This window comes from Paraburkholderia graminis C4D1M, from assembly GCF_000172415.1.
In the GTDB taxonomy this organism is placed as follows: Bacteria; Pseudomonadota; Gammaproteobacteria; order Burkholderiales; family Burkholderiaceae; genus Paraburkholderia; species Paraburkholderia graminis.
The window spans coordinates 12,560-35,240 of record NZ_ABLD01000021.1; the positions used below are offsets into that span (position 1 = coordinate 12,560).

General features: G+C 64.9%; 24 protein-coding genes. 11 read left to right on the top strand and 13 right to left on the bottom strand.

The genetic code is table 11. The annotated features are described in order from the left end of the window. Positions 1–192: 192 nt before the first annotated feature. Entirely contained in the window at positions 193–780 is a 588-nt protein-coding gene (locus tag BGRAMDRAFT_RS25265) for a P-loop nucleotide/nucleoside kinase family protein (protein WP_044021877.1), read from the top strand. A gap of 70 nt (positions 781–850) precedes the next feature. Here the strand turns inward: BGRAMDRAFT_RS25265 and BGRAMDRAFT_RS25270 are convergent, their stop codons facing one another. The 3 genes from BGRAMDRAFT_RS25270 to BGRAMDRAFT_RS25280 all read right to left on the bottom strand — a co-directional run bounded on the left by BGRAMDRAFT_RS25270 (position 851) and on the right by BGRAMDRAFT_RS25280 (position 3,647). Further along, entirely contained in the window at positions 851–1,957 is a 1,107-nt protein-coding gene (locus tag BGRAMDRAFT_RS25270) for a saccharopine dehydrogenase family protein (RefSeq protein WP_006051714.1), read from the bottom strand. A 276-nt stretch (positions 1,958–2,233) separates the two neighbouring features. Continuing rightward, positions 2,234–2,692 (bottom strand): Lrp/AsnC family transcriptional regulator, encoded by a 459-nt coding sequence (locus tag BGRAMDRAFT_RS25275; protein ID WP_006051715.1) that lies wholly within the window; start codon positions 2,690–2,692, stop codon positions 2,234–2,236. Between the two features lie 70 nt (positions 2,693–2,762). Beyond that, on the bottom strand, positions 2,763–3,647 hold the full coding sequence (locus BGRAMDRAFT_RS25280; RefSeq protein WP_006051716.1) for a LysR family transcriptional regulator: 885 nt from the start codon (positions 3,645–3,647) through the stop codon (positions 2,763–2,765). Positions 3,648–3,871: 224 nt separating this feature from the next. Between BGRAMDRAFT_RS25280 and BGRAMDRAFT_RS25285 the strand changes: the two genes are divergently transcribed. After that, positions 3,872–4,396: a Spy/CpxP family protein refolding chaperone gene (locus BGRAMDRAFT_RS25285; protein WP_006051717.1), complete on the top strand. Its 525-nt coding sequence runs from the start codon at positions 3,872–3,874 to the stop codon at positions 4,394–4,396. A 242-nt stretch (positions 4,397–4,638) separates the two neighbouring features. Next, positions 4,639–5,076, top strand: a complete 438-nt coding sequence (locus BGRAMDRAFT_RS25290; RefSeq protein WP_006051718.1) for a PGDYG domain-containing protein — start codon at positions 4,639–4,641, stop codon at positions 5,074–5,076. A 17-nt stretch (positions 5,077–5,093) separates the two neighbouring features. Here BGRAMDRAFT_RS25290 and BGRAMDRAFT_RS25295 read toward each other — a convergent pair whose 3' ends face one another. From BGRAMDRAFT_RS25295 to BGRAMDRAFT_RS25330, 8 genes are all read right to left on the bottom strand, one after another. Beyond that, positions 5,094–5,459, bottom strand: a complete 366-nt coding sequence (locus BGRAMDRAFT_RS25295; RefSeq protein ID WP_029968588.1) for a DUF3022 domain-containing protein — start codon at positions 5,457–5,459, stop codon at positions 5,094–5,096. Between the two features lie 93 nt (positions 5,460–5,552). Further along, positions 5,553–6,425, bottom strand: coding sequence for a YhfC family intramembrane metalloprotease (locus tag BGRAMDRAFT_RS25300; RefSeq protein WP_006051720.1), 873 nt, complete (start codon positions 6,423–6,425; stop codon positions 5,553–5,555). Between the two features lie 180 nt (positions 6,426–6,605). Continuing rightward, entirely contained in the window at positions 6,606–7,706 is a 1,101-nt protein-coding gene (locus BGRAMDRAFT_RS25305) for a LacI family DNA-binding transcriptional regulator (protein ID WP_006051721.1), read from the bottom strand. Between the two features lie 109 nt (positions 7,707–7,815). Beyond that, entirely contained in the window at positions 7,816–8,781 is a 966-nt protein-coding gene (locus BGRAMDRAFT_RS25310; RefSeq protein ID WP_006051722.1) for a 2-hydroxyacid dehydrogenase, read from the bottom strand. Positions 8,782–8,785: 4 nt separating this feature from the next. Next, positions 8,786–10,075, bottom strand: coding sequence for an MFS transporter (locus BGRAMDRAFT_RS25315; protein ID WP_006051723.1), 1,290 nt, complete (start codon positions 10,073–10,075; stop codon positions 8,786–8,788). Between the two features lie 259 nt (positions 10,076–10,334). Then, positions 10,335–11,318, bottom strand: a complete 984-nt coding sequence (locus BGRAMDRAFT_RS25320) for a sugar kinase (protein WP_006051724.1) — start codon at positions 11,316–11,318, stop codon at positions 10,335–10,337. Between the two features lie 244 nt (positions 11,319–11,562). After that, positions 11,563–12,336: a sugar phosphate isomerase/epimerase family protein gene (locus tag BGRAMDRAFT_RS25325; RefSeq protein ID WP_006051725.1), complete on the bottom strand. Its 774-nt coding sequence runs from the start codon at positions 12,334–12,336 to the stop codon at positions 11,563–11,565. A gap of 186 nt (positions 12,337–12,522) precedes the next feature. Then, a complete protein-coding gene (locus BGRAMDRAFT_RS25330) occupies positions 12,523–13,434 on the bottom strand; it encodes a LysR family transcriptional regulator (protein WP_006051726.1) in 912 nt (303 codons plus the stop codon). 114 nt (positions 13,435–13,548) lie between these two features. Here BGRAMDRAFT_RS25330 and BGRAMDRAFT_RS25335 point away from each other — a divergent pair, with 114 nt between their 5' ends. The 7 genes from BGRAMDRAFT_RS25335 to BGRAMDRAFT_RS25365 all read left to right on the top strand — a co-directional run bounded on the left by BGRAMDRAFT_RS25335 (position 13,549) and on the right by BGRAMDRAFT_RS25365 (position 20,460). Beyond that, a complete protein-coding gene (locus tag BGRAMDRAFT_RS25335; RefSeq protein ID WP_006051727.1) occupies positions 13,549–14,652 on the top strand; it encodes a YeiH family protein in 1,104 nt (367 codons plus the stop codon). 211 nt (positions 14,653–14,863) lie between these two features. Then, on the top strand, positions 14,864–15,601 hold the full coding sequence (locus BGRAMDRAFT_RS25340) for a glutathione S-transferase (RefSeq protein ID WP_006051728.1): 738 nt from the start codon (positions 14,864–14,866) through the stop codon (positions 15,599–15,601). A 112-nt stretch (positions 15,602–15,713) separates the two neighbouring features. After that, complete coding sequence (locus BGRAMDRAFT_RS25345) at positions 15,714–17,447, top strand: ClcB-like voltage-gated chloride channel protein (protein WP_029968599.1); 1,734 nt, start codon at positions 15,714–15,716, stop codon at positions 17,445–17,447. A 143-nt stretch (positions 17,448–17,590) separates the two neighbouring features. Next, positions 17,591–18,928 carry a C45 family autoproteolytic acyltransferase/hydolase gene (locus tag BGRAMDRAFT_RS25350; protein ID WP_006051730.1) on the top strand — a complete coding sequence of 446 codons (1,338 nt, stop codon included), beginning with the start codon at positions 17,591–17,593 and terminating at the stop codon, positions 18,926–18,928. A gap of 266 nt (positions 18,929–19,194) precedes the next feature. Next, positions 19,195–19,449 (top strand): hypothetical protein, encoded by a 255-nt coding sequence (locus BGRAMDRAFT_RS25355; protein ID WP_006051731.1) that lies wholly within the window; start codon positions 19,195–19,197, stop codon positions 19,447–19,449. A gap of 183 nt (positions 19,450–19,632) precedes the next feature. Beyond that, positions 19,633–19,863, top strand: coding sequence for a DUF2795 domain-containing protein (locus tag BGRAMDRAFT_RS25360; RefSeq protein WP_006051732.1), 231 nt, complete (start codon positions 19,633–19,635; stop codon positions 19,861–19,863). A 207-nt stretch (positions 19,864–20,070) separates the two neighbouring features. Then, positions 20,071–20,460 (top strand): cupin domain-containing protein, encoded by a 390-nt coding sequence (locus BGRAMDRAFT_RS25365; RefSeq protein WP_006051733.1) that lies wholly within the window; start codon positions 20,071–20,073, stop codon positions 20,458–20,460. Here the strand turns inward: BGRAMDRAFT_RS25365 and BGRAMDRAFT_RS25370 are convergent. Next, positions 20,457–21,467, bottom strand: a complete 1,011-nt coding sequence (locus BGRAMDRAFT_RS25370) for a LysR family transcriptional regulator (RefSeq protein WP_006051734.1) — start codon at positions 21,465–21,467, stop codon at positions 20,457–20,459. The genes BGRAMDRAFT_RS25365 and BGRAMDRAFT_RS25370 overlap by 4 nt on opposite strands. A gap of 274 nt (positions 21,468–21,741) precedes the next feature. Between BGRAMDRAFT_RS25370 and BGRAMDRAFT_RS25375 the strand changes: the two genes are divergently transcribed. Continuing rightward, positions 21,742–21,954 (top strand): hypothetical protein, encoded by a 213-nt coding sequence (locus BGRAMDRAFT_RS25375; protein WP_006051735.1) that lies wholly within the window; start codon positions 21,742–21,744, stop codon positions 21,952–21,954. 99 nt (positions 21,955–22,053) lie between these two features. Here BGRAMDRAFT_RS25375 and BGRAMDRAFT_RS25380 read toward each other — a convergent pair whose 3' ends face one another. Then, positions 22,054–22,671 carry a TetR/AcrR family transcriptional regulator gene (locus BGRAMDRAFT_RS25380; RefSeq protein ID WP_029968608.1) on the bottom strand — a complete coding sequence of 206 codons (618 nt, stop codon included), beginning with the start codon at positions 22,669–22,671 and terminating at the stop codon, positions 22,054–22,056. Positions 22,672–22,681 lie beyond the last annotated feature (10 nt).

Here is a 22,681-nt window from a genome sequence, read left to right on the forward strand (position 1 = left end):
GGAACAAGTAACCGTCATGTTAAGGGCTGCGGGCTGCGCTCATGTATCGATTTGTTAAAGGCCCCGGCGCTTGCGCGCCTCTGCGTTCTTCTTCATGATCGATGCAAAGGAAGACAGTAAGGAGACTGCAATGTGGTATTTGAATTCGATGCCCGCTATTGCCGCGGCGGTTCGGATGGAGGACAGCTTGTCGTGAGCCGCCTCGTTTTTATTTGCGGTCATGCGGGCACCGGCAAGACGACGCTCGCAAAAATGCTGATCGGCAGGTTGATGAAAGCAACCGGTTCGCCGTTCTGTCTGCTCGACAAGGACACGCTGTACGGCGGCTATAGCGCGGCCGCGATGGGCATGCTGACAGGCGACCCGAACGATCGCGACAGCCCGCTGTTCCTCGAGCATCTGCGCGAGCCGGAATATCGCGGGCTCATCGACACCGCGCGCGATAATCTCGAACTCGGCGTGAGCGCACTGGTGGTCGGGCCGCTGTCACGCGAAGTCCGCGAGCGGCGGCTTTTCGATCGCGCGTGGCTCGGCGTCGGCGACGATGTCAGCGTGCGCGTGGCGTGGGTGCATGTATCGGAAGAGACGGCGCAGCAGCGAATCGTGGCGCGCGCCAATCCGAACGACGCGTACAAACTCGCTCACTGGGACGAATACCGTCAGCGGCGCTTCGTGCGGGCCGGCGACATGTGCAACGATCTGCTGATGTTCGATAACACGGCGCCGAGCGCGGCCGATTACGACGCGCTGCTCGCGCGTATTCTCGGCGAGCCGCAGTAAACGAAAAAACGCGCAAAAACGCCCCACGTGTGGGGCGTTTGCGCTTTCAGCTTCTATCGAAGATGGTTCGTCAAACCGTCGCGAGTGTTTGCAGCGAGTCCAGAGTTTGCCCTTCATAAAGCTGGCCGAAGCGGTTGCCGAGGAAGTCGCGCAGCGACACCTGCTCCTGACGCACGAAGCCGCGTTGCGGCAGCTTCTTTTCGCGGAACAGATCGAGCACCGCGCACATCGCGCCGGCCGTCGTGATCTGGATCGCGCTCATCGGCACGCCGCAGACCGTCTTCGCGAAGATCTTGCGGGTAAACACTTCCTGCACCAGTTGCCCGTCGCGCATGCCGCTCACGGTGATGAACACGAGCACCACGTCTTGCGCGGTCGACGGCACCGAGCGGCGCATGATGCTCTTGAGCGTATCGCGGTCGCTGGAAAGACGCAGGTCTTCGAGCAGGAACTGCATCAGATTGCGGTGGCCGGGATAGCGCACCGACTTGTAATCGAGCGATTCGACGCGGCCCGACAGCGTTTCGCAGAGCGTACCCAAACCGCCCGATGTATTGAACGCTTCGTACTCGGTGCCGTCGAGCGAAAAATGTTCGAGGCCTTCGAGCGGCTGCACCCACTGCGTGCGGCTATCGCGAATCGCTTCGCACGGCTGGCAATATTCGTTGATGAGGCCGTCGACGCTCCACGTCAGGTTGTACTTCAGCGCATTGGTCGGGAATTGCGGCAGCGCGCCGACCCGCATCTTCACGTCGCGAATCTCCGTGAAGCGGTTCGCGAGTTCGTGCGCGGCAATGCCGATGAAGCCCGGCGCGAGACCGCATTGCGGCATGAATGCGTGGTCGGCGTCGTCGGCGATCGCGCGGATTGCGTGGGTCGCGCGCACGTCTTCGGTTAAGTCGAAATAATGCACGCCTGCGCCCTTGGCGGCAGCGGCCACGTTCACCGCGAGATAATACGGCAGTGCATTGACGAGCGCATCGAAGCCATGAATCGCGGCGCGCAGTGCGGCGGCATCGGCGGAATCCACGCGGCGGGTCGCAATGCCTTGCGCGGCGAGTTTGTCGAGCGCGGGCTGATCGCGGTCGAATGCGACGACGTCATAGTCGCCGGTTTCGCGCAGCATATGCGCAATGGTGTGACCGATCAGACCTGCACCAACGATGGCAACTTTCATGTTCTTCTCCTTTGTCGATCGGAGCGGCGCGTGAGCACCTCGTCCGGTTCATTTCGTGCGCTGTCTCCAGCTTCAGGTGCGCCGCGATCGAGCGCGGCGCGCGGCGGGCTGAACCCTCGAACGACAGTGTAGGGAGAAGCAAAACCAGTTCATACGCGCAAAATGCTGCGTAATGACCATCAACTTCGACGTTTTGACGAGCCACGCCGACGAAACGTCAGGAACGCGTCAAAAGCGCCATAAAAGATCATCTAAAAAACGTCGGCAACGTGCGCTTCACACCATGCCGCGATCGATCTTGCGCGCGAGAATGATCGAGGTCGTGGTCCGCTCCACGCCCTCGAGTCCGCCGATCTGATCGAGCAGATCGTTCAGACGATCGGGCGAATCCGCACGCAGCCAGGCGACGTAGTCGAATTCGCCGCTCACCGCGCATAGCAGTTGCACCTCGGGCATCTTGCCGAGGCGCTTTTGCACAGCGGGCCCATGCTTCGGCGCGATGATGATCCCCACATACGCATAGATGCTCGAATCGAGCACGTCCTGGCCGAGCCGCACGCTGTAGCCCGCGATCACGTTGCTGCGCTCGAGCCGCGCGATTCTGGCGATCACGGTGGTACGCGCAACGCCGAGCTGGCGCGCGAGATTGGCGACGCTTTCTCGCGCGTTCGCCTGAAGCAGCGCCACGAGGTTGCGGTCGAGATCGTCGAGTTGGTCGAGGCGCGGAGGTCTCATCGGAGAAGGAAGAAGAAGTGGTCGGAGTGGTGCGGATTATCGCGCGTCTTCAGTGCCATGCGGCGCGTCTTCAAACGCCGAAGCGCTCGATCACGAAGTCGATGAAGCTGGTCAGCTTGGGCGTGGCGCGCCGATCGCGCGGATAGACGAGATGCACGGGCGCGCCTTGCGGCAGATGCTCTTCCAGCACCGACACCAGTTCTCCGCTCTCGATCTCGCGTGCGAGCAGCGCCTCCGGTTGCAGCACGAGGCCGAAGCCGCGCAATGCGGCGACCTTGAGCGCCTGACCGTTATTCGCGCGAAAACGTCCTGCGCGGAGCGGGTTTTCCGTTGCGCTTTCGCCGCCGAGCCTCCATGTCCCCTCGCGGCCCCAATGCAGGAAACCGAGACATTCGTGATGCGCGAGATCGGCCGGCGTGCGCGGAATGCCCGCGCGCGCAAGGTACGCCGGCGACGCGCACGCGCGCATGCGATACGGCTTCAATGGCCGCGCGACAAAACTCGAATCCGGCAGATGGCCGATGCGCACCGCTGCGTCGAAACCTTCTTCGACGAGGTCCCTCATGCGGTTCGACAGGTCGAGTTCGAGCGTGACGTCGGGCCATGCGCTCAGATAATCGGTCATCGCCGAAGAGAAGACTTCGACGCCGTAGGTGAGCGGCACCGTCACCTTCAGCACGCCGCGCGGCGCGGCGGCCATCGCTTCGGCGAGCGACTCGGCGTCCTTCACGTCCGCGAGAATGCGCCGGCACTGCTCGTAGTATTGCCGGCCGATCTCGGTCAGGCTTTGACGGCGCGTGGTGCGCGTGAGCAGCCGCGTGCCGAGCCGCGTCTCGAGCGAACGGATGTGTTTGCCGACCATCGCCGACGAAATGTCGAAGCGCTCCGCTGCCGCCGTGAGGCTGCCCGCCTCCACCACGGCCACGAAAATCTCCATGCTGACGAATTTATCCACCCGCTATTTCCTGTTCGTTTCGGTTGTAAGCGTTTGTCGCACAAGAGCCGCATTGTAGGGATATCGTGATACTAATAGCGGCGACCGTAAGGATCGAGCGATCCGCATCATGACGCCTGGCGAGTTATCCGGCGTTATGTCACGTTATGCCGCGTCATGACGCGGAACGCTCGCCGCACGCACTGGTCCAATCGTCCCAATTCGAATAGACATCAGGAGTTTCGATGAAAAAAGCACTGGTCTTGCTGGCCTCCGCAGTCGCGATGAGCGGCGCATTCGCACAACAAGCCTCGGCGCCGGCAGCGGCGCCCTCGGGCACGGCCGCGTCCGCGCCCGCCGCGAAAGCTGGACATGAACGCAATGTCGAAGACCGCATCGCCTATCTGCATTCGCAACTGAAGATTACGCCGGAGCAGGAGCCGCAATGGAAAGCGTTCGCCGACGTGATGCGCGGCAACGGCCAGACGATGGGCGAGCTGTTCAAGGAACGCCGCGCCGCGACAAACCTGTCCGCGCTCGACGACATGAAGCAGTATGCGACCATCGCGCAGGCCCATGCGGACGGCGTGAAGAAACTGGTGGACGCATTCGATCCGCTCTACAACAGCTTCTCGCCGGAACAAAAGAAGCTCGCCGATACGACGTTCCATCGCGAAGGCGGTGCTGAGGGCGGGCGTCGTCATCACGGCAAGGGCAAGAGCGGCAAAGCGGCGCCGGCTCCGGCGAGCGATGCAACGGTGAAGCCTTAACGGATTGCAGGCGCGGTGCGTGATGCAAGCGGCGCGGTTCGACGGTAGACGCCGTTTGTTTCAGTGCCGCGCCCGCATCGCGATGTGCGCCGGATTGCATCACGTCGAATCGGATCGCATCGCGTCCCGCACGTCGCACCGTAAAAGAAGCGCTCCGTAAGATGCGTCTGGCATGATGCGAGTCCGCGCTCGATCACATCGAGATCGCGGCGCCGCCGTCAACACACCTTCTGCCCCGCTTCATGAACCACCTGAAAAATCCCGACCTGAGCCAGGACCCCGCCGCCCGGCGTGTCGTCAAGGACGAAACGGTCAACGTCGAATTCGCCGCCACGCAAGGCGAACTGATGAGTCTCGAAGGCCCGAACCGCTATCTGCCAGGCGACGCGCTGATCACCGGCTCGACCGGCGACCGCTGGGTCGTGTCGCGTGAACGCTTCGACGCGAAGTATGTTCCCGCCGATGCCGCGCTCACGCACGGCGAGCCCGGCGCCTATCGCAACCGCCCGGCCGTCGTGCTCGCGAAAGAGATGCACGAAGCGTTTTCGCTGGCCCGCTCGGCGAACGGCGGCGACGTGCTGCGCGGCGCGGCCGGCGACTGGATCATGCAGTACGCGCCCGGCGATTACGGCGTCGTGCAGGCCGCGCGCTTCGCAAAGGTCTACCGTCTCGCGGACTAAAGCACGTCACGCGCGCGTTACGCAAATTCGTCGCCGAGATCCACGGTGACTTCGCGCGGCACCGCTTCGCCATTCGCATACTGTTCCTCGAGCGAGCCGATGCTCGCCTCGACATACGCGCGCAACACCGCGAAGCTGCGGCCGCGCAAGCGCGCAGGCAGCGCGCGATAACGCGCGAGCGCCGCCGGCGCGATCTGCACCGTCATCACGATGCGTCGCGCGGTCGCGCCGAAGCGCATCGCGACCCAGTGAATCGCCAGCGTGGGCGTGCCGTCTTCGGCGGCACGCTGGATGAACTGCGTCTGCTCGGGAAAGAGATCGCTGATGACGCGCGCCAATTCCTCGAACTCGGGATTCGCGCAGTCGTATTGGTAAGCTTCCATGGATGTGCCGAAGGTCATAGGCATGCGGTGGATGGCCGTCGATTGTAAAGCAGCGGCTATCGAGGCCGCTGCGGCCGCAGCGACGCCATCATCCTAGCGAGGCAGTTCCGTCACAGCGTCCGCGACGGGACGCCGCAACGTCTTGAACAGCAATCCCACGACGACGACCGCTGCGAGCGCATAGACCGCATCGACCGCGGCAAGCGGCACGAGCTGCGCCTGGAACAGCGCGGCGGGCACGTCGACGAGCGCATGCAGCGCGATCGCGAGCGGCAGGATGCCGCGCCAGCCGGCGCGCAGCCCGCGCCACATCAGCACCGACAAACCGATCTGGAAGACGAGTGCCGCGATCCGTTCGAGCGCGAAAATGCCGGCTGTTTGCGGCGTCAGACTCGCGAGTATCAGATGGATGCGCATCAACGATTCGGTCGGCAGATTGCTCAGATAGCTGTCGAGCTGGCCGCGGTTTTCGAAGACCGCGAACAGAATCCATTGAACCTGCACCATTACGCCGACGAGCCACGCTTCCGCGCCGCCATGACCGAGTCCGTACGCGAGCGCAGTGCCGTCGTCGGTGCGCGGGGTTTGGTGCGCGGACGCGGGCGTTGCAGACGCGCTTGCCGAAGCACTTGCAGCCGCCCTTGCAGACGCACGCTTAATCAGCAGGCGCATGCCGATGAACCGCCCCACTTCCTCGCAGATTCCGGCGGCCAGCGCGCCATACACGACGAAGGCCAGCGGATGCGACAGGAACGTCGCGGTCGCCTCGTTCCGATGCAGCACATAATCGTTCAGCGCGCGCTCGATGACCATCGCGAACAGCGCGAATATGGCGATGCCGGCGATCGCCGGGCGCGGCTTCAGCGCAAGCGGCCGGCGCAGGCGGCGGTAAATGACAAACGGCAAAGCGGCGACGACGAGCGTCGCGAGCGCGAGGCTCGACAGAGTGAGCGGTGCAACGACCATGAGTTTCCTTGCGATGACCGGCGCGCACCCGCTGCGCGCCGCAGCCCGAATGATCGCAGATCGGCGGGAAACGGGCGGCGAAGTTCGCGAGGATGGGAAATGCGGCGAGTGGCGGGGGCGAATGACGTCGCGCGGTGCCGCGCAGTGCCGCTGCAGTGCCGTTCAGATCGCGTGAGCCTGTCAGCGCGCCGTCGATGCCCGCACGATCAACTCCCCCGGCAGCAGACAGTCGCGCGCCGTGGTCTGCACGCCCTCGATCCGCTCATGCAGAAACTCCACCGCGCGATAGCCGATGTCATAGGTCGGCTGGCGAATCGTCGTGATGCCGGTCAGTTCGGCCCACTCGGGATCGTCGATGGAAAGCAGTGCGACGCGTGTCTGCCAGGCGTCGCCGTAACGCGCCTTCAGATGCAGCGCGAGCCGCAGCGCGACCGGCGCATTCGCCGCGAACACGGCGATGCGGGCATCAACGCCGATTCTGCCTGCGCGTTGATGCGCGGTGTCGATGGCCCGATCCAGTTCCGCGAGGCTGTGCTCTGTTTGCGCGGCGTCGGCGAGATTGAGCACGAGCGTATGACCTTGCGCAGCGCTTGCATCAGCATCGGCATGGGCACCCGCATCCGCATGTGCCCGCATCGCGTCCCGAAACGCCGCCTCGCGCAGCCGCCGCGAGCTGACCTGCTCGAACGGCTGCACGACGAACCATATTTCCCGAAAGCCTCTGTCCAGCAGATGCCGCGTGCCCAGTTCCGCCGCCGCGCGATTGTCGAGTCCGACGATGTCGGCGGCGAGGCCTTCCACGGAACGATCGACGAGCACCGCCGGAATCCCGCCGCCGCCCACCGGCCGCAGCGTTTCCTCGCGCACGCCGAGCGCATTGACGATCACGCCTTCGACGCGATACGTGGTGAGCAGTTGCAGATAGCGCCGCTCCATTTCCACTTCGTTCGCCGCGTGGCAGATGAGCGGCATCAGGCCGAGCGCGTGGCATGCGGCCTCGACGCCTTGCAGCACTTCGACGGTATAAGGATTCGTGAGGTCGGCGAGCAGCATGCCGATCAGCCGGTTGCGGCCGCGCTTCAAGCCGCGCGCCATCTGATTGGGCTGATAGTCGAGCCGCTCGATCGCCGCCTCGATACGCGCACGCAGTTCCGGCGACAACACGCTCATCTCGCCGTTCAGATAGCGCGAAATGCTGGTCTTGCCGGTGCCGGCTTCGCGCGCGACGTCGGTGATCGTCGCGCGGCGCGGGGCGCCTTGAGATGTGGGCGTGGCACTCATCGCGTGCTCGCGCTCGCTGTCATGCGACGCCCCATGCAACTCAAGATGCAACGCAAGATGCGTCGCTTAACGAACGACCCGGCCGCCGAACGCTTCATCGCGACTGCCGTCACCGTTGCAATACTTCGCGATTGACGATGTTCGTCGTCAGCGTACCGGCGAGCGCGGCGACGAGGTTTTCGGCGGCATTGCGCGCCATCGCATGACGCGTCTCGTGCGTCGCCGAGCCGATGTGCGGCAGCGCGACCACGTTCGCCATCTGCAATAGCGGCGAGTCGGCGGGCAACGGTTCCTTCTCGAACACGTCGAGACCCGCACCGTGAATCGTGCCGTTTCGCAGCGCGTCGATCAGCGCGTTTTCATCGACGATCGCGCCGCGCGACGCGTTGATGAGGATCGCGCTTTTCTTCATCGACGCGAGTTCTTTTGCGCCGATCATGTGCCGCGTTTCTTCCGTGAGCGGCACTTGCAGACAGACGAAATCGGCAGTGGCGAGCAGTTCGGCCAACTCGACGCGGCGCGCGCCGTAAGCCGCTTCGGCCTCGGGGTTCGCGCTGCGGTTCGTATAGAGCACCTGCATGTTGAAACCGAGCGCCGCACGCCGCGCGACCGCGCCGCCAATGCGTCCCAGGCCGACGATGCCAACCGTCTTGCCCTGCACGTCGACGCCGAATAGCGCGGGCCCGATGCTGTGCTGCCATTGCCCCGCCTTCACCCACGCGGCAAGCTCGACCACCCGGCGCGCGGACGCGAGGATCAGCGAGAACACCGTGTCCGCGGTGGATTCGGTCAGCACGTCCGGCGTGTGCGCGAGCACGATGCCGCGCCGCGTGAGATCGGCGACGTCGAACTGATCGAAGCCGACGGAGATCGTCGAGAGCGCTTTCAATCGCGTCGCGCCCTCGAGCATGGCCGGCGTGATCTTCACGCTCGCGCCGATGCCGCCGTCGGCCTCGCGCAACGCGGCGACGAACGCATCATGGCGGGCCGGGTCGACCGGCACCACTTCGACATGTTGTTGCAGATACGCAAGCACGTCTTCAGGCAACGACTTCCACGCGACGATCTTCTTCATCAGCTTATTTTCCTTGCAACGGTGTAGCGAGCTTGTGCCGCGGCGCTGCCGCCTGCTGTTGCGGCTTCACGATCAGCGTGAGGATGACCGCGGCGATCAGCGCGACGCTCATGAACGCATAGGATGCCGCGGGCGATCCCGTCGCGCCGTTCAGATAGCCGACCACATACGAGCCGACGAACGAACCGAGCGCGCCCATGCTGTTGATCAGCGCCATCGCGCCGCCCGCGACGTTCTTCGGCAGCAGTTCCGGCACGATCGCGAAGAACGGACCGTACGGCGCGTACATCGCGGCGCCGGCAATCACGAGCGCGGCATACGAGAGCCAGAAATGCGTGGAGCCGAGCGCATACGATGCCGCGAACGCGACCGCGCCGATCAGCAGGAACGGCCACACGAACACTTTACGGCGGTTGAGTTTATCCGATGCCCACGACGCCGCCAGCATCGCGATGGTCGCGGCGAGATACGGCAGCGCCGACAGCCAGCCGGTTTCGACCATGCCGAGCGTCGAGCTGTTCTTCAAAATGGACGGCAGCCACAGCACGAAACCATACACGCCGATGCTCCAGCAGAAGTACTGCGCACACAGCTTGATCACCGCCGACGAGCGGAACGCCTCGGCGTAATTGCGCACCGGCTTGATCGCGGCCTGCTCGGCGCGCAGCGTTTCGGCGAGCGTGTCCTTCTCCTGCTGCGTGAGCCACGACACCTGCTGCGGCTTGTCCTGCACGATGAACCACCAGCACACGGCCCACAGAATCGCGGGCACGCCCTCGGCGATGAACATATGGCGCCAGCCGAACGAGTGCACCAGATAACCGGACACGACCGACATCCACAACACCGTCACCGGATTGCCGAGAATCAGGAACGTGTTGGCGCGCGAGCGCTCGTTCTTCGTGAACCAGTTGCTGATGAAGATCAGCATCGCCGGCATCACCGCGGCCTCGACGACGCCGAGCACGAAGCGGATCACCATCAGCGACGGAATATTGCTGACCATGCCGGTCAACGCCGCGCAGCCGCCCCAGAGAACCAGGCTCCAGAACACGAGTTTCTTGACGCTGCGGCGCTCGGCGTAAATCGCGCCGGGAATCTGGAAGAAGAAATAACCGAGGAAGAACAGCGCGCCGATCAGCGACGACAATCCCTTGCTGATGCCCAGGTCCTGGTTGATGCCGGCGGCCGCCGCGAAACCGTAGTTCGCGCGGTCGAGATAAGCGAGGCTGTAGGTGATGAATACGATCGGCATGATCGTCCACCAGCGGCGGATCGCGAGAGATGAAGTCATGGGGTGTCTCCTTTTACGGCTTCCCGAAACAATGATGGACGGAGCTGGTGCGGCGCTTGTCGAGCGCTCTTGCTGTTATCGGTGCGCGGCTCGCGCCGTGCTTTGCTGGATCTGTCTTCGTTGCGCGCGGCGCTTCGATGCGTGTGCTTGCCGTTTCGATGCATGTGTGTGCCGCTGGCTGCCGGTGCGTGCGCGCGCTTGCCGGTGCGCGCCGCCTCTGCCGCCGAGGCGCCTGTGCCATGTTCGCCGCGCCTGCGTGTCATGCCGCGTGCGCGACGTTCGCCGCATCATCGCGTTCGAGCGCATCGAGTTCGGCGCGGCTCGGCAAGCCTTCCGAATCGCCGATCACCTGAATCGCCAGTGCGCCGATGCGGTTGCCGCGCGCCACCGCCTGCGGCAGCGTCTTGCCTTCCAGCAGCGCACTGATCACGCCGACGGCGAAGCCGTCGCCCGCGCCGACCGTATCCACGACGTTCGCGACCGGCTGGCCGGCGATCATCGCGGCATCGTCGGCGGTGCGGAAGTACGCGCCCTCGGCGCCGAGCTTGACGATCACGCCGCGCGCGCCCCGCTCCAGATAAAAGCTGGCGATGTCCTCGGGCTGCGTGTAGCCGGTCAGAATCTCGCCCTCGCCGATGCCGGGCAGCACCCAGTCAGCGAGCGCGGCCAACGAGTTCAAGCCTTCGACCATCGCGGCGCGCGACGGCCACAGCGTCGGGCGCAGGTTGGGATCGAACGAAATGGTCTTTCCGGCTGCGCGCATCTCACGTGCCAGATGAAACGCGAGTTCGCGGGAGCTCTCCGAGATTGCCGGCGCGACGCCGGTCAGATGCAGATGACGCGCGGGCAACACGTAGTCCGCCACGTAATCGGCAACCGACAGGTGACTCGCCGCCGAGCCGCGGCGGAAATATTCGACGGCGGGATCGCTGCCGTCGTCGTTCTTCGACTTGAGCTGGAAGCCGGTCGGATAGCGCTCGTCCGTGGTGACGCAACGCTGGTCGATGCCTTCTCTCGTCAACGTGTCGCGCACGTACTGGCCGAATGAATCGTTGCCGACGCGGCTCATCCAGCCGACCTTGAAGCCGAGCCGCGCAAGGCCGATCGCCACGTTCAGGTCGGCGCCCGCGATGCGTTTCGTGAACTGGCCGACTCGCGCGAGCGGGCCGGTTTCGGCGGCCACGAACATGGCCATGGCTTCGCCGTAGGTGATGATGTCCAGTGCTGCGCCTCGGTTGGTCATGCGTTGCTCCTGCTTGTGCGTCGGGCTGGTGGTGCGGTGGTGCGGTTGCTGCGGTTGCTGCGTTTGGTACCTTGGTGCCTTGGTGCCTTGGTGCTGTTGCTGCTGTTGCTTCTGTTGTTATGTCTTGTTTGCTGCTCGTTCTCTCAGGTTCTGGCTCTCGGCTTTCGGCTGTCGGCTTTTCGCTCTCGGCTCTTGGCTGCTCGCTCTCGGCTGCTGACTCTCGGGCCTCAGTCCTCGCCACCGCCTACGCTGCGGCCAACCAGGCGACGCGCCGCGTGGCGTCGTCGTCGATGCAGGCGGGATCGAGCGGAAACTCGATGCCGCGCGGCACGCGGCGCGGCAGCCGGTCCAGCACGGCGGCGAAGCGGACATCGTCGGCAGCCGGCGCGGCCGCGAAACGCCGCGCGCCCTCGCCCGCCGCGATCTTGCAATGCACGTACTCGACGTAGGGCGCGAGCGCCACGGCCGCGTCGAGCGCCGAGACGCCGCACCACGCCCAATTGCCGACGTCGAACGTCATGCCGAGCAGATCCGCGTGACCTTCGCGCTGCAGTCCGTCGAACAGGCCGACGAACTGATGCAGCGAACCGCCCTGCGTCAGTTGTCCGTTCTCGACGACGAGCCGAACGTTCGCGCCGTGCAATTGCGCGGCGATCGCGTCGCCGTGCGCGCGGTCCGCGAAGCCGCCGAGCTGCAGCTTGACGAAGCGCGCGCCGAGCGCCGTCGCTTCATCCACTGCGCGCCGCAGCGCGGCCGCGTCGAGCTGACCGTCTCCGGCGTACAGCGACGCCGGTGTCGAGTACACCGACCACAGGCCCAGCTCCGCAATCTGCTTGCCCAGTACCGCGAGGCACGCCGGCTCCGCGTCGGCTTCGTCGCCGAACAGCTCGCGACGCACTTCGAAACCGGTCGCCCCGGCGCGCCGGCTCGCCTCCGCCCACTTGCGATGACCCGCCGTGCGCACCGCGTCGGCGCCGAAAGCGCTGGCAACAATCGCTACTTCCACTGCATCCGTCATGTCGTCACTACCGTGTGTTTCGTCCCGCTTCCGTCTATGGAACCGGTTCCAAAGGCGGATTTCAAAAAAGCGCCGAAGCGCTTGCGATAGGCGAATAGTGCGCTTGGGTTCGTGTCGGAGACCATAGTGGAAATCCCCAGGCGGGGCTGTGGCAGTGTTGGCGCGCCGCGCCGCGGCGCTCGGTGTCTACGCCCCATCCTCCAGACACAACGCCAAAAACCGCTTGACCGCACGCGACGGCGCGCTCGCGTGCGGCACGACGATCGACAGCCGCCGCGTCAGCGGCTCGGGACTCAGCGAGAACACGCGCAGCGCGCCGTTTTCATGCCGCATCGACATTGCCGAGACGAAGCCGATGCCCATGCCCGCCCGCACCGCTTCCTTGACGCCTTCGACGCCGGCAATTTCCAGCGCCACGCGCATCGGCACGCCCGCGCGGGCAAACGCACGCTCGACGACTTGCCGCACGCCCGAGCCCGCCTCGCGCACGATCAGCGGCTCGGCGCCGAGCGCGGCAAGGTCTAGCCCGGCATTTGCCGCATTTGCCGCGTCTGCTCCCATCCCCTCCGCGAGCCGATGCGTGCGCGGCATGATCGCCACGATCTCGTCCTCGCGCCACGCGTGCACGGCCGTATCCGGCGGCAGGTCGGTGCCGACCGGCCCCTCGATCAGCGCGATGTCGACCGAGCCGAGCGCGCCGACGATGTCGGTCGTATTGCCGTCGGCGGTATGCAGCGTCACGTCCGGATACTGCCGATGAAAATCCGCGATCAGATAAGGCAGCAGATAACTGGCGGGCGTGGTGGTGGCGCCGATCCGCAGCGTGCCGTGCTCAAGGCCGCGCAGCGCGTCGCGGTACGCATGCGCCTGGCGCCAGGTGTCGCGCAGCCGCGCGGCGTACTGCGCGAGTTGCTCGCCCGCCGGCGTCAGACGCACGCCGCGCCCGTCGCGCTGATAAAGCGGCTCGCCGAATTCATCCTGAAGCTGGCGCAGTTGCCCCGACACCGCCGGCTGCGACAAATGCAGAGCCAGCGCGGCGCGGCTGATGTTCAGATGTTCGGCGACGGCGGCAAACGTTATAAGCTGATCAGGGGTCATGGCAACGAACTATCGGCAGAGCGGATAGTTTCCATTCTAAATCACGATTTTTCATATTCATATATCTAACTTAGGATTAGACCCATCGACTCAGTCAGTCCAAAGGCTGCACCCATGACCACCGCCCGCCTCACCGCCGCCACCGCCGAAGCGTCATCCGCCCGCGGCCAGCTCAACGGCATTCTGTTCGTCGCCCTGTTCGCCGCCGCCGTCACGCGCATCGCCCAGATCCCTGCGATTGCGGGGCTGGGGCTGAGCCCGCTGATCGTCGGCATCGTCGCCGGCGCGATTTACGGCAACGCGCTGCGCGACGGCATGCCGGCAAGCTGGGCAGCCGGCGTCAATTTTTCCGCGCGCAAGCTGCTGCGCATCGCCGTCGCGTTCTTCGGCCTGCGCGTGAGCCTTCAGGAAATCGCCCAGGTCGGTTTGCCGGGCCTCGCCGAATCGGTGTTGATCGTCGTGAGCACGCTGGTAATTGGCACCTGGGCCGGCATGAAAATCATGAAGCTCGACCGCGACACCGCGCTGCTCACCGCTGCGGGCAGCGCGATCTGCGGTGCTGCGGCCGTGCTCGCCTTCGAGTCGACGCTGCAATCCAAGCCGCACAAAAGCGCGATGGCGGTGGGCAGCGTCGTGCTGTTCGGCACGCTCTCCATGTTCCTCTACCCGGTTCTCTTCAAGGCGGGCTGGCTGCATCTCGACACGACGGGCGCCGGACTCTTCTTTGGCGGCACGATTCACGAAGTCGCGCAGGTGGTCGGCGCGGCGAGCAATGTGAGTCCGGAAGCGACGCATATCGCCACCATCGTCAAGATGACTCGCGTGATGCTGCTCGTGCCGGTGCTGCTCGTGGTCGGCTTGTGGGTCAACCGTGCGGCGCGCCGCGACGTTGACGCATCGTCTGCCAGCTCGCAACAAGGCGATGCGGTTCAACAGCGTCGTCCGGGCAAGCTCGCGATTCCCTGGTTCGCGCTCGGCTTCCTCGCCTTCGTCGTGATCAACTCGCTGCACGTGCTGCCGCAAGCCGCCACCAGCACGCTCAACACGCTCGACACCTTCGCGTTGACCATGGCCATGACCGCGCTCGGCATCGAAACGCGCATTTCGCAAATCCGCGAGGCAGGTCCGCGTGCGCTGACCACGGGCTTCATCCTGTACGTGTGGCTGATTGCGGGCGGACTGGGTATCACATGGGCTGTCCAGCACTTCTTCGGCTAAGCCGCACTTCGCCCGAACACACCCCGCCGCGTGCGGGGTTTCGTGCGTCTGGGAAAGCATCCGGCCGCGCCGCGCGGCATACTGGCTGGCGTGCGAGGAACGCGAACAACGCAAACGACGCGAACGACGCAAAACAGCATCGCCAGCGCCCGCAGCAGCAAGCGCGACGCGTTCCGCACACCCTTCCCGCAACCCGAATGAGGACAGATCGATGAGCCTGGAACTCTACTATTGGGACGGCCTGCAAGGCCGTGGCGAATTTGTGAGGCTCGCGCTGGAAGAAGCCGGCGCGGACTATGTCGAAGTGGCGCGCGGCGAGCCGTCCGAAGGTCTCGGCACCGGCGCGATGATGGCGGTCATGAAAAGCCGGGACGAGCCCTATCCGCCGTTCGCTCCGCCGTTTCTGAAAGACGGCGACCTGGTGATCGCGCAGACCGCGAACATCCTCTTTTATCTCGGACCGCGCCTGAATCTCGCGCCGTCCGTGGAAAGCCTGCGCTACGTCGCAAACGGCCTGCAATTGACTATCGCCGACGTGGTGACCGAAGCCCACGACACTCATCACCCGCTTGCGGCCAGCCTCTACTACGAAGACCAGAAAGACGCCGCGAAAACGCGCGCGCATGACTTCATCGACAACCGGATTCCGAAGTTCATGAAGTATTTCGAGCGCGTGCTGAAACAGAATCCGGCCGGCGACACCTTCATGGTCGGCGACTCGCTCACCTACGTCGATCTCTCGATGTTCCAGTTGATCGACGGACTGCTTTACGCCTTCCCGCGCGCGCTGAAGCGCTTCGGCGAGCAGTATCCGCGGCTCGCCGCCTTGCATGCCGCGGTGATGGAGCGGCCGAATATCGCCGCCTATCTGCAGTCCGAGCGCCGTATCGAACATAACGAGGCGTGCATCTTCAGGCGCTATCCCGAACTCGACAAGGCGGCGGCTTGAGCCGCGCCGCCCTTCCCCGTTCACGTCCGGCAGCGCGCCCGCTTCGTCCAGCGGGCGCGCTGCTGTTACCGTGCGCGCTTTTCAACGCTTCTTCCCGCTCCGTACCGCCGACGTGCTTTCATTCCTGCTGAAGCTGCGCACCCGCGCGCAAGATCTTTTCCGTCTCTCCGACGCGCACACGATGCTGGTCTGGTCGGTGGTAGTCGGCGTCGCGGGCGCCTTTGCGACGATCGCCTTTCGCCGCGGCATTGAGATCCTGCAACTGCTGGTGGCCGGCAAGGCCGGCAGCTTCGTCGAAATGGCGCGCAGCCTGCCGTGGACGGTGCGCATCTGGCTGCCGGCGGCGGGCGGCCTGATCGCCGGTTCGCTGCTGCTGATCGCCCGTCGTCACGCCGACAAATGCAATCACATCGACTACATGGAGGCCGTGGCGATCGGCGACGGCGTGGTGCCGGTCAAGCTGAGTCTGTGGCGCAGCGTCTCGTCGCTGTTCACCATTGCAAGCGGCGGCTCGATCGGCCGTGAAGGTCCGATGGTGCAGCTTGCCGCGCTCGCGGCCTCGCTGATCGGGCGCTGGGTGCACTTCGATCCGCCGCGGCTGCGCCTGCTGGTGGCCTGCGGCGCGGCGGCCGGCATCACGTCGGCGTATAACGCGCCGATCGCCGGTGCGTTCTTCGTCACCGAGATCGTGCTCGGCTCGATCGCGATGGAAAGCTTCGGGCCCGTGGTCGTCGCGGCAGTCGTCGCCAACATCACGATGCGCGAATTCGCCGGCTACAAGCCGCCGTATGAAATGCCGGTGTTTCCGCCGGTGGCGGGCGTCGAGGTGTTGCTGTTCGTCGCGCTCGGTCTGCTGTGCGGCGCAGCCGCGCCGCAGTTTCTGCGGCTGCTCGACGGCTCCAAGGCGCTGTTCGGCAAGCTGCCGTTGCCGCTGCCCGCGCGGCTCGCGCTCGGCGGGCTCGTGGTCGGCATTCTGTCCGTATGGACGCCCGAGGTGTGGGGCAACGGCTACAGCGTCGTGAACTCCATCCTGCACTCGCCGTGGACGTGGACCGCGCTCGTCGTCGTGCTGGTGTTCAAGCTCGTGGCGACCGCGGCCACTGCCGGTTCGGGCGCCGTGGGCGGCGTGTTCACGCCGACGCTGTTCGTCGGCGCGGTGGTCGGCTCGCTGTTCGGGCAGAGCATGCACGCGTTGTGGCCGCACGGCACCTCGGCGCCGTTCGCGTATGCGATGGTCGGCATGGGCGCCTTCCTCGCGGGCGCGACGCAGGCGCCGCTGATGGCGATCCTGATGATCTTCGAGATGACGCTCAGCTACCAGGTGGTGTTGCCGCTCATGCTTTCGTGCGTCGTCGCGTACTTTGTCTCGCGGGCGATCGGCAAGACGTCGATGTACGAAATCACGCTGCGCCGCAATCAGGAAGAGCAGGAACGCACGCGCCTGCGCGCGACGCAGATGCGCGAGCTGATCCGCCCCGCGCAGACCGTCGTGCCGCCCAATGCGACCGTGCACGACATGACGCGCGTGTTCCTCGAATATCCGGTCAAGTATCTGTATGTGGCGAACGAATCGGGCGCGTTTCTCGGCGTCGTCGCGCTGAAGGACATCACGTCCGATCTGCTCGACAAGCGCGATACCTCGACGCGAACCGCCGCCGACTATCTTCAGCCGCACTTCGACGTGCTCACGCCCGACATGCCGCTCGGCGTCGCGTTGCAGCACTTCATGGCGTTCCAGGGCGAGCGCCTGCCGGTTGTCGAAAGCGCCGCGCATCCGCGGCTCGCGGGCGTGGTTTATAAAACGTCGCTGCTCGATGCGTACTTCCGCATGAATCCGACGCGCTGAACACAGCGGCTCCGCACGCGGGCGGCGCGTCCGTGCAAAGCATCGCAGAATCTCTACAATGAAAAGACGCTGCGGCGGCATCGGCAGCGCGAGCTTACGCCAGGCCGGGCGAGCGCGACGCCCGCCATTCGATCGGAGGGAAGATGAGCGAACCGTCCCTTGACGCCGCGCGCCGCGACCAGGCGGGCTGGGTTTTCCTGCACATCGAAGGCGAGCCGTACGATCGCGGCGAACAGCACGGCCAACTGCTCGCAGCCGAAATCCGCAACGCAATCCGCACCGCCCGCTACCTCGCGAAGTGGGACACCGGCGAAGAGTTCGACACCTTCGTCGAGGCTGCCGTCTCGCAGTTCGCCAACAAGCTCGACACCGAATTCGCCGACGAAATCCAGGGCATCGCCGACGGCGCGAAACTGCCGTTCGCCGAAGTGCTCGCGTGGAACGGCTACATGGATCTGCTGCAAAGCTGGTGGCCCGCGCACGCGGCCCAGCAGAAGCCCGGCTTCGGACTCAAGCCCTGGCGCGGCCGGCGCGGCCATCATTGCAGCGCGTTCATCGCAACGGGCAACGCCACGCGCGACGGCCGCATCGTGATGGCGCACAACTCGTGGGACCGCTACGCCGCGGGCGACGCGTTTAACGTTATCTTCGACATCGTGCCCGACGAGGGCAACCGCATTCTGATGCAGGGCCTGCCGGGCTGCATTTCGAGCCTCACCGATTTCTGGATCACGGCCGCGGGACTGATGGTGACGGAGACGACCATCTCGAACTTCGTCGGCTACAACGCGGCGGGCGCGCCCGAGTTCTATCGCTCGCGGCGCGCATCGCAATACGCGAACAGCATCGGCGAATGGTGCGAAATGTTTGCCGTGGCGAACAACGGCGGCTACGCGAATAGCTGGCTGCTCGGCGACATCAAGACCGGCGAGATCGCGCGCTATGAACTCGGCCTGCACTACTCCGGCTTCGAAAGCACGAAGGACGGCTTCTACAGCGGCTACAACACGGCGACCGATCTGAAGATCCGCAACCAGGAATGCATCGGCGAAGGCGAGGACTATACCGACGTGCGCAAGAACGGCGCGCGGCGTCTGCGCTTCATGCAGCTCGAGGAGATGCGCCGCGGCAAGATCGACGTCGAGCTCGCGAAGGCGATGATCGCCGATCATCACGACGTCTATCTCGATCGCAACGACAACCCGTGTTCGCGCACGATCTGCGGACATCTGGAACTGGACGACGCGCGTTTCGGCGGCTCGGATCACGGGCCGTTCAATCCGTGGGGCGCGAACGACGGCAAGGTGGTCGACAGCGAGATGGCACGCGACATGGCGTTCTCGGCGCGCTGGGGACATCCGTGCGGCCGGCCGTTCGACGCCCAGGCGTTCATGAAGCGGCATCCGCAGTGGAACTGGCTGAACGGCTATATGCGCGACCGGCCGTCGTGGCCGTGGACGCGCTTCGATGTGCTGATGTAGCGGTGCGCCGCCGCGCCTCCAAACTGCTGAACACCACTGCCTTTTGACTGCCATTCCCGCGCCATCATCGGCGATTTACAATGGGGGGTCACGAGGCGCGCGGCAAGCTTGCTTTGCAGGCCGCTTGGCAAGCATTACGCGCCCCGCCCGACCAAAGCGCGCGGCCTTTGCAGCCCGGCCTCGCGCGGCTTGCGCTTTCCTTTCGACGCGGGGACGGCACAGCCCTTGCTGAATGCTTAGCGCCGCATGAGCTTAGGAGGTCGGGCATGAAAACCTCGACACTGTTGACCATGGTGACGCTGTCCGCTTCGTGCTTTGCCGCGCCGGTTCACACCGCGCAGGACGGCACGCCGGCGAGCACCCTCGCCGAACGCGCGAACGCCGCGCCAGTCGCCCCAGCAGCGCCTGACGTGGCCGTCACGGACGACAATCGTCCGCAGCAATGGCAGCATATCGTCCTGCCGAAGCCGCGACATCCGGAGCGTGGGTTTGCGGCGCGCAATGAGCGCTTGCAGACCTGACAGCAGCGCCCGTTGCGTGGCTTTGCTCGGTCCGCTTCGACCGAGGGGTCGAGTGCGGCGAACCGGCCGGCAATACGGAGTTCCGGCTCGCGGCGGTCCGCGTGCGGCTTGAGCGGCGCCGGCGGCTTGTGCGGCTCGGGCGGCGCCGCGATTCATTCCAACTTTATCTGCAGGAGCGCTTGCATGACGGCATCGTCCATCCCCGGGGAATCCATCGACTTGCAGATCTCCGACGTACTCAGCGAAATCCATTTCCCCGCCAACAAGGACGCACTCGTCGACGCGGCGCGCGAGGCAGGTGCGAGCAACGAAGTCCTGTCGATGCTCGACGGCCTGCCTGAGCAGGACTACGCGGACGTCGATTCGGTCACGCGGCTGATCGGCGGCAATTTCGGGCCGGGACTCAGTGTGTGAGTTTGTCCGCAGGTGAATGCGTGCGCAGGTGAGCGCGGCCAAAAGCCCGACCTAAGCGCGACCTAAGCGCGACCTAAGCGCGACCTAAGCGCGACCTAAGCGCGGCCGCTCGCGCCCCGCTCCCGCGCACAAACGTTCCAGACGCGCCTCGTCCGCGCGCGCTATGCTCTTTCCCGAGACAGCAACCCTCTTTGGAAGGAGCACCACATGTCCGACGTCCAGCCAGAACAACAAACCTACCGCGCGATCAATTTCGCTGAAAAACTCGCACTGTTCCAGGACCAATGGCAAGCGCGCGTCGTTGCCGAAATGAACGACTATCAGTTCAAGGTCGTGCGCATCGAAGGCGATTTCGTGTGGCACGAGCATGCCGACACCGACGAGACTTTCATCGTGCTGGACGGCCAGTTGCGCATCGACATGCGCGACGGTTTCGTGACGCTGTCGGCGGGAGAAATGTTCGTGGTGCCGAAGGGCACCGAGCACAAGCCGTTCGCGGAGCGCGAAGTGAAGCTGCTGCTGATCGAGCCGCGCGGCGTCAAGAACACTGGCGAAGCAACCAACGAACGCACGGCCGTCAACGATCTCTGGATCTAGCCCGGCGCCGTTGCGAGACCGGCGGCGGCGCCCGCTCGTGGCCGCACATGCCGGACGCCGCAACCCGCGAGCGCACCTGCACGCTTCGCATGTCGCGAATCGCGTGCCGGCGCCGTGAAGTCCGACTCGAAATGCTCGACGAGGTGATCGACGAAAGTCCGCACCTTCGCCGGCAAGTGAAGGCGGCTCGGATAGACAATCGTGATCTCGATCTCGGGCAGGCGGTAATCGCCGAGCAGTTCGACAAGCCGGCCCGATGCCAGATCGCGGCCGATCAGATAGCTCGGCAGGATCGCGACGCCCATGCCGAGCAGCGCGAACTGCCGCAGCATTTCGCTATTGTTCGCGGCAATGGCGTTAGTGGTCCTCACGCGCACGAGCCCTTCCGGTCCGCTGAACACGCGCTCCTCGCCGCCCTGCTCGGGCGCCCGGCTCAGACACGGATGACGCAACAGATCGTCGGGGCGCGTCGGCGTGCCGTGCTGCGCGAGATAGGCCGGCGTCGCACAAACGGTTAGCTGACAGGTGGTGAGCCGCCGCGTGACGATGCTCGCACTGCGCGCCGGACGCCCGACCATGATGCCCACGTCGAAACCTTCTTCAACGAGATCCGCCTGGCGGTCGGCGAGCGTCACATCGGGCACGACGTCGGGATAGCGCGCGGCGTACGACTGCACGGCCGGCGCGAGGCTTTGCAGCCCGAACACCACCGGCGCGACGATCCGTAGGGTGCCGACCGGCTCGTGATGGCGCGCGGCCAGCATCTGCTCAACGCCTTCGAGATCGTCGAGCAGATGACGCACGCGCTCCAGATAGGTCGCGCCCGACTCCGTCAGCGACAGACGGCGCGTGGTGCGATTGAGCAAACGGGCGCCGAGGCGCGCTTCCAGATCGGCCACATGGCGCGTGACGACAGCGGTGGAAAGATCCAGCGCGTTTGCCGCGCGGACGAAACTGCCGAGGTCCGCCACTTTGACGAACACGCGCATGGACTGCAATTGATTCATGGGGCGACTCCTGCGTCGAGATGCCGGGCCGGGCGCGCGCTGCCGCCTCCATCACCCCGCGCGGCAAGGCCGCGCGGATTTGCCCAACGAATCGATTGTATCGACCCGACCTGTCCCAACCCTGACCTGCACATGACAATCGCGCCAGCTTGGCCGATGCGTGCGCGCGACGTTTCACCCGTGATTGCGGAGTCAGACTAGGTATAAACCCTTAGATGCTGGTAAGATGGCGCCTGAACAATTTCACCGCTAGCTATTTCGTCAGCCTCTAGCCATGCCACACCGTTTCCAGCTTCTCGAAAAAATCGCGTTTTCTCTGGTCTGCTGGTCCGCCGCAGCCTGCTCGGCGTTCATCGCTTACGAGCGCTGCCCGGACATCAAGGTCGTTCTTCATGCGGGTAAAGAAGTCCTGCGCTACAGCGGCGAATATTCGTTCGTGTGCGCGAGCCCCGTCGTCGATACCTGCACGCAGTTCACGACAAACTGATTCCCGCAGCGGGACTTATGCGCAAAGGCGTGGGGCATCTTCAGCCCCACGCATGCTCGCGCTTCACGCGCCCTCGCGCGCTTTAAGCACCTCGCGCCCTCAGGCGCTGCGCCCGTACACCACGCGGGCGAAAAATCCCGCCAGCACCGCTTCTGCCGTTTCACTCGGCACATTCTGCGGATCGACCGTGTAGAAGAACTGCACGCCGTCGCACAAACCCATCAAGCCCAGCGCCAGCGTCGCGGCCGGCAGCGGCAGCGGCGTGCCGACCCGCTCCGAGAACTCGCTCACATACGCGGCGAGCTGTTCGAGCTTCTCGTGCATGAACGCGTTGAACCGCAGCCGGAAGCGGCCGTCGCGCACCGCCAGCAGCTTCGCCTCGACCCACAGCAAAAAGCATTTGTTCTCGCGATGCAGGTTGCTGTAGTAGCGCATCACGCGCTCTTCCATTTGCTCGCGCGTGACCGCCTCTTCGAAAATCGCGCGCAAGCCCGCCTGCATGGCCTCGTGGTCGCGCCGCAGCAGTTCCAGGAACAGTTCGTTCTTGCTGCGGAAGTTCGAATAGAACGCGCCGCGCGTGTAGCCCGCCGCCGCGGCGATGTCCTCGACACTCGCCGCGACAAAGCCCTTCTTCATAAAAGTTGCCTGCGCAGCGTCGAGCAGACGCTGCCGCGTCTGGTCTTTGCTTTGCTCGCGTGTGAGTCTTTGCCGTTTCATGGGCGCAAGT